Below are 11,417 nucleotides of genomic sequence, written 5' to 3'. Positions count from 1 at the left end.
TCATTGGAACTGGCATCGACGCCGGCCGTCTCGTCATGCAGTACCTTGGCCGCGTTCTCGGTCAAGCCCGCCGTCGGTCCATCGTCCCTGATCTGCACCTTGTCGCCGATGGCGATGTTGGTGCTGCTGGTATCGCCGTCGCCGTCCGTGGCAGTGATGATCGCCAGCAAGGCGCCGTCGAGCATCGTCTTCACGTCGTTGGGGTTGGTCGTGTCCGGATGGGCGATCGCGACATATTGCGCGATGCTGAGGATGCCGGCCTGGCTGATGGAGATGGCGATGGCGACGGGATCGCCAGTCGTGCTGCCGTCGTTGCCGACGTCAACCCGGCCGACCACAAGGCCGCCCTCGACATTGAGCAGGATATTGTGCCCGGCGAGGGAATCGAAGCCGGAATCGACATTCGCGCCGCTGACGCCCAGCGAAAGCGTCTGGGTGCCGCCGTCGGTGCCGAAGCTCGAATTGGGTGTGACCACCGCCGAGGCGCTGGCCGCCCAGCCGAGCGCTGTGCCGAGCGCCGCGAAGGCGGCGGGCAAGGCGCCGGCCTGGTCATTGGAACTGGCATCGACGCCGGCCGTCTCGTCATGCAGTACCTTGGCCGCGTTCTCGGTCAAGCCCGCCGTCGGGCCATCGTCGTCAGTGAACAGCTTGTCGCCGACCGATTGGGTCACCGTCACGCCTTGCGACAGGTCGACCCGGCCGACGTCGAATTTGCCGACCACCGCCGTCGCCTGGAAGCGGTTGAAGGTTTCCACTGCCTGTGTGCTGCTGTTGTCGGTGAACCACTGCACCGTATAGGCATCGTTGAGGTGCTGGGCGGTTATGGTTCCGTCCCCGTTGAAGGTGACGAAGCCGTTCGACGACGTCGTGTCGGTGACCTGCTGGCCGGTGCCGTCCCTGATGACGACGCGAACGATAGCCACCGCCGCATCGTCGGCAAGCGCGCTTTGGCCGGCGTCGTTGCCAAGGTTGCTGCCACTGCCGAGATTGTTGTCGATATAGCTTCGGCCCTGCTCGGGAGAGGTTGTCGCGCCGCCGGCGCTGAACGCGCCGATCTTGACGGTGAAGTTGGTGCCCGGACTGCCCTCGGTCTGCGAGATGAAGAGCTTGGCGTCGGTGACATCGATGAAGTCGGTGTAGCTCATATTGTCGATGTCGCCATAAGTGCCCGGTGCCTGGCCTTTGACGAAACTGAACACGGCCGTCTCACCCGGATCGAACATCTGGTTGTTGACGCCGATCGTGGCGCCAATGCCGCCCTGGCTGGTCTTGATGTTGTCACCTGAATTGTCGAGCGATCCGTCTGCGTGGATGACCGGATGTATGCCGCTCACCAACAATCCTGCGCCCGATGTGCCGACTGCCACGAACAGATGGTTGCCAGAGTCGAGATTGTCGAAATTGAATGAGGTCGATCCCGAAGCAGAGACATTGAGCAGGTTGGTCCAGTCGATCCGGTCATCTGGATTCGCGGTATTGGGATGAGCAATGGCCTCGAAGGTCACCATCTCGATGCTGGCGCTGAGATTGTCCCCGGCCGCTTTCAGGTAGAAAGCAGCGACGACATCGCCTAACCCTTCGATGGCGCTTGTCGTGGCGAGCACGATCGTGCCGTTGGCATAGGAATGCAGATAGATGGCGTCGCCATCGACCGTTTGCAGCGGGCTGCCATTGAAGATGACCTGGTCGCCGTCAAGCGGCGCGCCGCTACCATCGGAAAAGAACAGCTTGCTGATCGTCGCCCCGTCAGGATTGACCGTGACGAGGCCGGCCGCGCTGACCGCGGCCTCGACATCGTCGGCATAGGCGCGCTGGCCCGCAGACAGTTGCAGCTCGCCGGCAAGGCCGTTCAGGAAAGTCTGGAAAGCGGAGGAAAGCCCGCTGAGATCGCTGCCGATTACGGTGTCGTTGCCGTCTACCGGCGTCTGCTGCCCCGAAGTCTGATCAAGGATCAATGTGCCGTTGATGGTGATGGTGGTGGCCATGGTCGTCGTCCCCTTTGGAGAGGTTTGATGGCGAGGTTTTATTAGAACGATCCGCACGTCCGGCCGGAATGCCCCTACCCGAGTGCATCCGGTCGCGCGCTGTGCGGCCCTCCTACGCGATTGTGCCGCCGACGCGGAGGACGCGTCCATTTGCGCTTCGATAGTATTAGGGTGGATGCCCATAGCTGATCGAACGATATATATCCTTCGATAGATCATGCCGGCGCGGGCGGAGGCGCTGTTGTCGCGGCCATTGGCATCAGGCGGCTTTCCGGCCCGTTGCGGGCATCATGTCGATGCCAAGCTAAAGAGAGAGATGGTCAGAGCAGGCCGCTTCGGCCTATTCCTGGACGCTCGTCGTCTTCGCCATGCGCTACCCAGGCCAATTCCGCCCGGCCGCCGAGGTGCAGCTTCTCGTAGACGTGATGCAGGTGCATCTTCACCGTACCTTCGGATAGATGCAGCCGCTGCGCGATGGTCTTGTTGCGCAATCCGCGCGAGACGAGATCGGCGATCTCGGTCTCCCGCCCGGTCAGCCTGGATTTCGGCTGGGGCTGCGATCGAGGCATCAGCAGTTGCTGGACGATCTTGTTGTCGATCCACTTCTTGCCCGCCGCCACCGCATTCACGCATTCGGCGAGATAGCGGTGGCTGATGCCGTCGAGCAGCAGACCGTCGCCGTCGAGTGCCTGTATTTCCTTGATATCGAGCCTGCCGTTCGGCTGCACGATGAAGATGACGCCGAGACTGTCGTTGCAGGCTCTCAGCCGGGAGGAAAGACCGATTGCCTGCGGATCGGCAATGTCCAGCCCGACGATGACGATATCGGGCCGATGGCGCGCCACATAAGGGAGAACGTCCGCAGGGCGGCGGCACTGGGCGACAACATCGTGTCCAGCCTTGCGCAGCACCCATTCCAGACCGGCGAGATAAACCCCCCGCGGGTCCGCAACAACCAAAGTTGACATGCGAACCGTCCGTAAAAAACGCAACGAACTTGTCTAAAAATCCGTAAAATCAGGAAACCAGAGCTTAAGCAGTTTGTCAAGCAACAGCTAATATGCATTTTGCTATAATAGCAAGCCAATGCTGTTGAGGCGCCCGGCATGGGCACCTCGCAGGGCAGCAGTCGGAATCGTCGTCGCGGCGAGAGCCTTGAGCCGGTTCGATGCATCAGGATCTTTTGAGGATCTCCGGGTGCTCGAACTGCAGGGCCGCGGGCCGCGATCTCAGGCAACGGCCCAGCGCCTGGGGTTGCTAGGGGGACTGGCAGCGGAAGGCCGCTGGGCCTGACCGACAGGGCCTTGAGGACGGGCGGCGCCGGCTGGCGGGATATATGCACTCCAATTGGTAACAGCGAAACATGCGAACGAAGGAAGCCAAAGCCGGCTGAAGGCCGTGCGACATGTCACCGGCAAGGGAGTCGAGTTTATCCGATGGAACGCCACGCGGCCGGTACAGCCTCCTACGGCTGGGTAGCCCAACAGGCTTAGTTGCAAATTTGCTAATATATGGACAAACTCATTGGAGCGGGGAGGAACCCGAAAACTCACCGCAATGGCCGGTGCGGCGTCTGTCGCGCCCCAAAGCCCACCCGCACCGGCTATTCCCCAACGGTTAACCTACAGCCGATCGAAATCAGCCAGCCCGAGACGTCTTCGCTGGCCCTCTGCATATGCCAGGGCGAACGACTCCAGTTCGAACACTCGGGTTAGTTCTTCGTCGCCATCGACCACACGGACGAACCACTCTCCGCAGGCTTCGATCACTTCAATGCAAGGATTGACCTCGCCGTCAGACGCCACGCGATCCATCGCAAAGCTCCATAGAAAGCAATGGTGAACGTCGATTTTGTAAGGGTCGCGCGAATCCATTTTCAATATCAAATGTGTATCGAGACATTGGTTGTCTCTAAGAATTTATCCGTGCGGCAGGACGGTGCCCTCCATCCTCAGCCGAAGATCTGGCCTCGGATCGGCCCGCGCGCCTCTGTCAGAGAGCGCGGGCTTTGGCGCCGGGCAGGATCCGGCCATGGGTTGGACCCCGGGCGTGGCAGCGAAGGTCGCCGCGACGGTCCAGACATGACAACGGAGGGACTCGAATTGTCTTGCATCTCATGATGCAGCAACGCTCATGTACGTGCCGCGTCGCCTGCTGGGCCAGCCCAGGCGTCGCCATCTCCCGTCATAAGGCGGTTGAGATTCGGCAGCTAACTCCCCAGTATGATGCGTGCCAGTCCCAATGGATTCTCCACCGCCGAAAAGTGTCCGGTATCCTTGAGCGTGAACATGCGCGCGTCAGGGAGCAGTGCCCTGGTCCGCTCCCTTTCGTTGGGGCGCGACCAGTCGCTGTCGCCATAGATGAGCGTTACGGGCGTTGAGACGTGCCGATACTGGTCCCGCGCCTCGCTCCAGGATCGCCAACCTGCCAGCACTTTGCGCGCGATGCGCTTATATCCAGGGCGTTGCGCCACCCGGCCGAACTCGGCCAGAAGCTCGGAAGGCAGTTTGCGCGGATCGTGATATCCGCCACCCATGATCTTGCCGAGTACCATCTGGTTTTCCATCCACGCATTGAACGGACCAAGAATTGGGATCTGCAAACTTCCGATGATGAGGTTCGCGAACCAGTTGCCACGTCGCAGGCCATCGCCATAACGGGTTTCGTAGTCGTAAGGATTGCTGGCGAAGACGCGCTCGACCCGCCGCGGAATGGCGGCAGCGACCGTGAGAGCCAACGCACCCCCGATCGATTCGCCAACAAGCGTGACGCCGGTGAGGTTGAGCTTCTCGATGAAGCCGATGACGCTCTGCCTGAAATACGGCTCATCGAAGGACGCGAGCGGGTCGATCGGCGAATGGCCGTGTCCAGGCAGATCGATGGCATAAACCGTAAACGACTTGGCGAGGAGAGGGGCCAAACCGCGAAAATATTCAAGCTGTGTGCGGATCGTATGCACAAGGACCAATGGCGGGCCATTGCCGCTCTTTTCATAACGCAGGCTGAGCGCGTCCGATATTTGCAAGAGGCTTGGCTGGGATTTGGTGGCCGTTAGCATTTCATATCTCTTCTTTGTTTGTGACGGCAAATGAGGCAAGCGCATCTCAATCAACCGGCGCGCCAATCCCACCGTCGGAACAGCGCGCTGGCGTTGACGCCTCCGAAGCCAAAGCCGTTGCAGATCGCGTACTCCATCTCCATTGGCCGGGCCCGGTTTGCGACGAAGTCGATCCCTTCACCCGCTGGATCAGCGGTGTTCAAATTGAGGGTGGGCGGTGCCATCTGATCCCTGAGCGCCAGGATCGCGAAGATCGCGCCAAGCCCGCCGGCGGCTCCAAGCAGGTGTCCGGTGGCCGCCTTCGTGCCGCTGACCGCTATGCCGTAATCTTCCCCGAAGACGCTTTTGATCGCGGCGATTTCCCCCAGGTCGCCGACTGGCGTGGACGTCGCGTGCGCATTGAGGTGGCTGATCTCGCGCGCCGAAATGCCGGCCTGGGCAATCGCGATCTCCATGGCTCGACGCGCGCCATCGCCGTCCTCGGGACCGGAAGTGACATGATGGGCGTCCGCCGTCGTGCCGTAGCCGACCAGTTCGGCGAGCGGTTTGGCGCCGCGCGCAAGCGCGTGGCTCAATTCCTCGATGACCAGGATGCCGGCGCCTTCGCCCATGACGAAGCCGTCGCGCGCCATGTCGAACGGGCGAGAGGCCTCCTCTGGACGATGATTGAAGGACGTCGAAAGAGAGCGTGCCGCGGCAAACCCACCGAGACTGACCGTATTTGTGCAGGCTTCCGTTCCGCCGCACACCGCGATGTCAGCTTCATTGGCGCGGATAAGACGGGCCGCGTCGCCGATCGCTTGAATGCCGGCCGCGCACGCCGTCACCGGCGCTCCGAGCGGACCTTTGAAGGCGTGACGGATCGAAATCTGTCCTGCCGCCAGGTTGACCAGGAAGGATGGCACCGTGAACGGTGAAAGACGTCGAACGCCGCGCTGATCGACCGTTCGCACCGCTTCGGTTATCGCGGGGAACCCTCCGATGCCCGATGCGATGATCGTCGCGGTGCGGACCCTGTCATTTTCCGAGACCGGCTTCCAGTTCGCCTGGGCAATCGCCTCTTCCGCTGCCGCCAGTGCGAAGAGAATGAAGCGATCCACCTTGCGTTGGTCCTTCGGCGCCAAGACGGTATTGGGATCGAAGCCGGCTTCGGGATCCTCTTCCAGGGAAGGAACCGTGCCGCCGATCTTCGCCGGCAGGTCTCCCACGACATCGTCCGGCAGCCTGCGGATGCCCGAGCGACCGGCCAGCAGACGCGACCAGGAGGCTTCCACATGTGCGGCAAGGGGCGTGACCGCTCCCATGCCCGTAACAACGATCCGTCGCATCTATTCTCCCGTCACTTGGGTGCGTCGCCAGCGCTGCGTGCGGCTTTCAAGCCGCGACTGCTTCGCGAACTTGATCGGACGCTGCACCCAGAAAAGCCCTCGCGAGGTCGGGATCATTGACGGCGCGCGAGAGGACGACCGCACCGACCATTGTCGAGAGAACGGCCATGGCCTTAACGCCGGCCTCCTCGCCGCGGGTCTTGCCAACCCATGAGCCCAGCATCTCGAGGTATTCTCGGATGCCGGCCTCAAATGATGCCTTCACCTCGGCGCCTTGCCTGGCAGCATCCGAGCCAAGCGCAACCACCGGGCAGCCGTCCATCTTTTCCTCGCGATGCCCGGTGCTGAGATAGAAGTCGATCACGGCGCCAAGCGGATCCTCAGGGCTCGCCGCGGCCGCTGTCGACCATCGGTTCGCAGAACTCTCCAATGCCCTTCTGGACGCCTGCGCGACCAAGTCGTCCTTGGACGCGAACTGCTTGTAGAACCCGCCTTGTGTCAGCCCGGCGCCTTCCATCAAATCCTTGACGCCGATGCCATCGAATCCGCGCTCCCGAAAAAGCCGGCTCGCCACATCGATCACGGTTTGCCGGTTCTGCTCAGCTTGGCTGCGAGTCACACGCATCATCCATCTCCTTTTTGATTGCGTTCATAATCTATATCAGCTATAGAGTACGAATGCAATCTATTTTCACAGAGGGCGATGGGCATGAAAAAGCGACTTGTTATTGGACTGGCGAGCATCCTGGTCATGGGGCTAGGGATGGCCGCATTCATTACGCTTCGCACGCAGACGGCCGCTGCCGCGGCTGACCCGAGGCAGGAACCTCCGATGGTCAGACTGGTGACGGCAGCGGGGGTGACCGGATCTGACCGCGGCTTCACGGGCACAATTGCGGCGAGGGTGCAGAGCAATCTTGGGTTTCGCGTCTCCGGCAAGATCATCGAGCGACTTGTGAACGTTGGCGAACAGGTCAAGGCAGGCCAACCGCTGCTGCGGATCGATGATGCCGATCTCGTCCTTGCGCTCACCGCGAAGCGCAACGCTGTCGCTGCGGCGCGCGCTGCCCTGGTTCAGACGAGCGCCGACGAAAAGCGCTATGCCGTCCTGGTCCAGAAGGAATTGGCGGCAACTCCGCAGCGCTATGAGCAGGCGAAGGCAGCACTTGATACCGCGACCGCACAGCTCGCGGCCGCGGAAGCGGACGCGAAGGTCGCGCAGAACGAGGCGGCCTATTCCATTCTGGACGCGAACGCAGATGGAACGGTCATCGAAACGCTTGGTGAGCCTGGACAGGTTGTCACTGCGGGACAGACCGTGGTTCGGATCGCCGACGCCGGTCCCCGCGAAGCGGTTGTAGCGCTTCCCGAAACGATCCGGCCGGAGATCGGCTCGGTAGCCGAGGCGGCGATGTATGGGGCCGATGGGCAGCACTATACGGCGCATCTGCGACAGTTGTCGGACGCTGCCGATCCCCAGACCCGCACCTATGAGGCCCGCTATGTGCTCGACGGTGAGGCCGCGGCAGCACCGCTTGGCGCGACGGTAACCATTCGGCTTGCAAGCCAGGCGAGTGAACCGGAAGTCCAGGTGCCGCTGGGAGCCGTGCTGGATGATGGCCAGAAGACCGGCGTTTGGGTTCTGGACGGCGCAACCTCGACCGTGCATTTTCGGCCCGTCAAGCTTGTTCGTTTGACCGGCGAAACCGTCGTGATCTCCGGGCTGAGTTCCGGTGATTCGATTGTTGCGCTCGGCGCTCATCTCCTGCAGGAGGGCACCCGCGTCAGGACCGCGTCTGGAAGCGGGAGCAACTGATGGGCCTCAACCTTTCCGCGATCGCCGTTCGCGAGCGAGCCGTAACCCTCTTCTTCATCATTCTGCTGGTCGCTGCCGGCGCCTACGCCTTCCTCATGCTAGGACGTGCCGAAGACCCCAACTTCACCATCAAGACCCTGACGGTCACGACGGTATGGCCGGGCGCAACGGCGCGCGAGATGCAGGACCTCGTCGCCGAACCGCTGGAGAAGCGGCTTCAGGAATTGACCTGGTACGACCGCGTCGAGACGACGACACGGCCAGGCTATGCCTATTTGACGGTTACGCTGAAGGACAGCACACCGCCATCCAGCGTGCAGGAGGAGTTCTACCAGGCCCGCAAGAAGCTCGGGGATGAAGCCCGCAACCTGCCGCCCGGCGTGCTCGGTCCCTTCGTCAACGACGAGTATTCGGATGTGAGCTTCGCGCTTTATGCATTGAAGGCCCAAGGCATGCCGATGCGGGAACTCGCGAGGCAGGCTGAGACCATTCGCCAGGACCTTCTGCATGTGCCCGGCGTCAAGAAGATCAACATCCTCGGCGAACGTCCCGAGCAGATATTCGTCGAGTTCTCCTATGCCAAGCTGGCAACCCTCGGCGTGTCGGCACAAGACATCATTGCCGCCTTGCAGCGGCAGAACACCGTCACGCCGGCGGGCTCGATCGACATAGAGGGGCCGCAGGTCTTCATCCGGGTCGCCGGCGCCTATGACAGTGTCCAGGCGATCGCCGACACGCCGATCGTCGCCGCGGGACGGACGCTGAAGCTCTCCGACGTCGCCGAGGTCCGGCGCGGCTATGAGGATCCTCCCACCTACATCATCAGGCACCAGGGTGAGCCGACCATCATGCTCGCTGCAGTGATGCAGGAGGGCTGGAATGGTCTTGAACTCGGCAAGGCGCTGGAGGAGAAGTCCGCTTCCATCGCACAGACGCTGCCGCTCGGAATGACGCTGGCCAAAGTCAGCGACCAGGCCGTGAATATTGGCTCGTCGGTCAACGAGTTCATGCTCAAATTCGCGATGGCGCTCGGCGTGGTGCTCCTGGTGAGCCTGCTCAGCCTTGGCTGGCGCGTCGGCATCGTCGTGGCGGCCGCGGTCCCACTGACGCTCGCCGTCGTGTTTCTCATCATGCTGGAAACCGGCCGGTTCTTCGACCGCATCACGCTCGGTGCCCTCATCCTGGCGCTTGGCCTCCTCGTCGACGACGCCATCATCGCCATCGAGGTGATGGTGGTGAAAATGGAGGAGGGCATGGACCGCATCAAGGCAGCAGCCTATGCGTGGAGCCACACCGCGGCGCCGATGCTCTCAGGCACGCTCGTGACGATTGCCGGGTTCCTGCCGGTGGGCTTCGCGCGCTCGACGGCGGGCGAATACGCCGGCAACATCTTCTGGGTCGTGGGGTTCGCCCTCATCGTCTCCTGGATCGTCGCTGTGATCTTCACCCCTTATATGGGCATCAAGATGCTGCCCGCGATCAAACCAGTCGAAGGCGGCGTTCACGCCATATACGACACACCGAACTATCGGCGCCTTCGCCGGCTCATCACCTTTGCGGTGCGCCACAAGTTTTTGACCTGCGCTGCTGTCGGCATCGTCTTCGCGCTTTCGGTTGTTGGCATGGGCGGTCTCAAGCAGCAGTTCTTCCCGACATCCGATCGCCCTGAAGTGTTGGTCGAGGTTCGCCTGCCGGAAGGCACCAGCATCGAGACGACGACCGCCACGGTCGAGAAGCTGGAACACTGGCTTGGCAGCCAGCCCGAGGCCAAGATCGTGACGAGCTATATCGGTCAGGGCGCTCCCCGCTTCTTCTTCGCCATGGCGCCCGAATTGCCTGATCCCGCCTTCGCAAAGATCGTCGTGCTGACACCGAACGCGGAGGCGCGCGAGGCTTTGAAGCACCGGCTCCGCGTGGCGGTTGCGACAGGGCTTGCCCCCGAAGCGAACGTCCGTGTCACGCAACTCGTGTTCGGACCCTACACGCCGTTCCCGGTCGAGTTCCGGGTCATGGGGCCAGACCAGCGGCAATTGTACACCATCTCCGAAAAAGCCCTCGACATCATGCGCGGCGTGCCGGATGTGCGGCAGGCCAATCGCGACTGGGGCAATCGCACGCCGGTACTGCGCTTCATCCCGGATCAGGATCGACTGAACCTCATCGGCCTGTCACCGGCGGAGGTGGCCCAGCAACTCCAGTTCCTCCTCACCGGCATCCCCGTCACGCAGGTCCGCGAGGACATTCGCAATGTTCCCATCGTGGCACGCAGCGCCGGCGGTGAGCGGCTGGATCCGACGCGTCTGGCCGACTTCTCGCTGATGAGCCGGGATGGCCGCCAGATTCCGCTCGACCAGATCGGTCACTCGGACGTCCGCCTGGAAGAGCCGATCCTGAAGCGACGCGATCGCACACCCGTCATCACGATCCGCTCGGACATCAACGAGGCGACGCAGCCTCCAGAGGTTTCCAAGCAGATCATGACGGCCCTTCAGCCGGTGATCAGATCCCTTCCGGCCGGCTACCGCATCGAAATGGGTGGATCGATCGAGGAGGCGGCCAAGGCCAACACAGCGCTGGGTAAAGTCTTCCCGGCCATGATCGCCGCCATGTTGATCGTCATCATACTGCAGGTGCGATCCTTTTCGACGATGGCGATGGTCATGCTGACGGCGCCGCTCGGCCTCGTCGGCGTCGTGCCCATGTTGCTCACCTTCAACCAGCCCTTTGGATTCAACGCCATTCTGGGCCTGATAGGGCTGGCCGGCATCCTGATGCGCAACACGCTGATCCTGACGGAACAGATCAAGGAAAACCGTGCCGCCGGCCTTGACGACTATCAAGCCGTTATCGAGGCCACGGTGCAACGCACGAGGCCCGTGATCCTGACCGCACTTGCCGCCGTGCTGGCCTTCATTCCTCTCACGCACTCCGTCTTCTGGGGATCGATGGCCTATACGCTCATCGGCGGCACGGCGGCCGGCACGGTGCTGATCCTGCTGTTTCTTCCAGCGCTCTATGTCGCGTGGTTCCGGATCAAGCCGACCGCGGATGAGGTCCAGGAGGTTTCGACGCAGGAGCCGGAAGTGCCAGCAGCAATGGCGGCTGAGTAGGGGCCGGCAATCGCAGGAAACTGTTCAGTTCCCGCCGTTGGCTTTGCCCGACCAAGGCAAGGCCAACGGCTCGAACTTACCACTTACTGCTGATCGTCCAGGCCTGTCCCGCAGGCTCGT

General features: G+C 62.1%; 8 protein-coding genes. 2 read left to right on the top strand and 6 right to left on the bottom strand.

Features of this window, described 5'->3' with window-relative positions; translation table 11 throughout:
• The 6 genes from FJV80_RS22075 to FJV80_RS22050 all read right to left on the bottom strand — a co-directional run.
• Nucleotides 1-1,985: DUF5801 repeats-in-toxin domain-containing protein (locus FJV80_RS22075; protein WP_246689010.1), on the bottom strand; the 1,985-nt coding region annotated here is incomplete at its 3' end.
• Between the two features lie 320 nt (nucleotides 1,986-2,305).
• Nucleotides 2,306-2,953, bottom strand: a complete 648-nt coding sequence (locus FJV80_RS22070) for a response regulator transcription factor (protein ID WP_142877409.1) — start codon at nucleotides 2,951-2,953, stop codon at nucleotides 2,306-2,308.
• A gap of 654 nt (nucleotides 2,954-3,607) precedes the next feature.
• Nucleotides 3,608-3,859, bottom strand: coding sequence for a hypothetical protein (locus FJV80_RS22065; protein WP_246689009.1), 252 nt, complete (start codon nucleotides 3,857-3,859; stop codon nucleotides 3,608-3,610).
• Between the two features lie 335 nt (nucleotides 3,860-4,194).
• Nucleotides 4,195-5,043: an alpha/beta hydrolase gene (locus tag FJV80_RS22060; RefSeq protein ID WP_142877408.1), complete on the bottom strand. Its 849-nt coding sequence runs from the start codon at nucleotides 5,041-5,043 to the stop codon at nucleotides 4,195-4,197.
• Between the two features lie 50 nt (nucleotides 5,044-5,093).
• Nucleotides 5,094-6,371: a beta-ketoacyl-ACP synthase II gene (fabF, locus tag FJV80_RS22055; RefSeq protein WP_142877407.1), complete on the bottom strand. Its 1,278-nt coding sequence runs from the start codon at nucleotides 6,369-6,371 to the stop codon at nucleotides 5,094-5,096.
• 46 nt (nucleotides 6,372-6,417) lie between these two features.
• Nucleotides 6,418-6,996 carry a TetR/AcrR family transcriptional regulator gene (locus FJV80_RS22050; RefSeq protein WP_095773701.1) on the bottom strand — a complete coding sequence of 193 codons (579 nt, stop codon included), beginning with the start codon at nucleotides 6,994-6,996 and terminating at the stop codon, nucleotides 6,418-6,420.
• Between the two features lie 84 nt (nucleotides 6,997-7,080).
• Between FJV80_RS22050 and FJV80_RS22045 the strand changes: the two genes are divergently transcribed.
• Together FJV80_RS22045 and FJV80_RS22040 are read left to right on the top strand one after the other, a co-directional pair.
• A complete protein-coding gene (locus FJV80_RS22045) occupies nucleotides 7,081-8,187 on the top strand; it encodes an efflux RND transporter periplasmic adaptor subunit (RefSeq protein WP_142877406.1) in 1,107 nt (368 codons plus the stop codon).
• Nucleotides 8,187-11,297, top strand: coding sequence for an efflux RND transporter permease subunit (locus FJV80_RS22040; RefSeq protein ID WP_142877405.1), 3,111 nt, complete (start codon nucleotides 8,187-8,189; stop codon nucleotides 11,295-11,297). The genes FJV80_RS22045 and FJV80_RS22040 overlap by 1 nt, the downstream gene beginning before the upstream one ends.
• The last annotated feature ends 120 nt before the right edge of the window (nucleotides 11,298-11,417 follow it).

Source organism: Mesorhizobium sp. WSM4310, from assembly GCF_007003935.1.
In the GTDB taxonomy this organism is placed as follows: Bacteria; Pseudomonadota; Alphaproteobacteria; order Rhizobiales; family Rhizobiaceae; genus Mesorhizobium.
Note: the sequence above shows the minus strand (reverse complement) of the source record. Positions and strands in the feature narration are given on the sequence as shown.

What these genes read in the sequence shown, in the direction of transcription:
- FJV80_RS22050 (WP_095773701.1), bottom strand. Translation starts at nt 6,996, where the DNA reads ATGCGTGTGACTCGCAGCCAAGCTGAGCAGAACCGGCAAACCGTGATC.
- FJV80_RS22060 (WP_142877408.1), bottom strand. Translation starts at nt 5,043, where the DNA reads ATGCTAACGGCCACCAAATCCCAGCCAAGCCTCTTGCAAATATCGGAC.
- FJV80_RS22045 (WP_142877406.1), top strand. Translation starts at nt 7,081, where the DNA reads ATGAAAAAGCGACTTGTTATTGGACTGGCGAGCATCCTGGTCATGGGG.
- fabF (WP_142877407.1), bottom strand. Translation starts at nt 6,371, where the DNA reads ATGCGACGGATCGTTGTTACGGGCATGGGAGCGGTCACGCCCCTTGCC.
- FJV80_RS22065 (WP_246689009.1), bottom strand. Translation starts at nt 3,859, where the DNA reads ATGGATTCGCGCGACCCTTACAAAATCGACGTTCACCATTGCTTTCTA.
- FJV80_RS22040 (WP_142877405.1), top strand. Translation starts at nt 8,187, where the DNA reads ATGGGCCTCAACCTTTCCGCGATCGCCGTTCGCGAGCGAGCCGTAACC.
- FJV80_RS22070 (WP_142877409.1), bottom strand. Translation starts at nt 2,953, where the DNA reads ATGTCAACTTTGGTTGTTGCGGACCCGCGGGGGGTTTATCTCGCCGGT.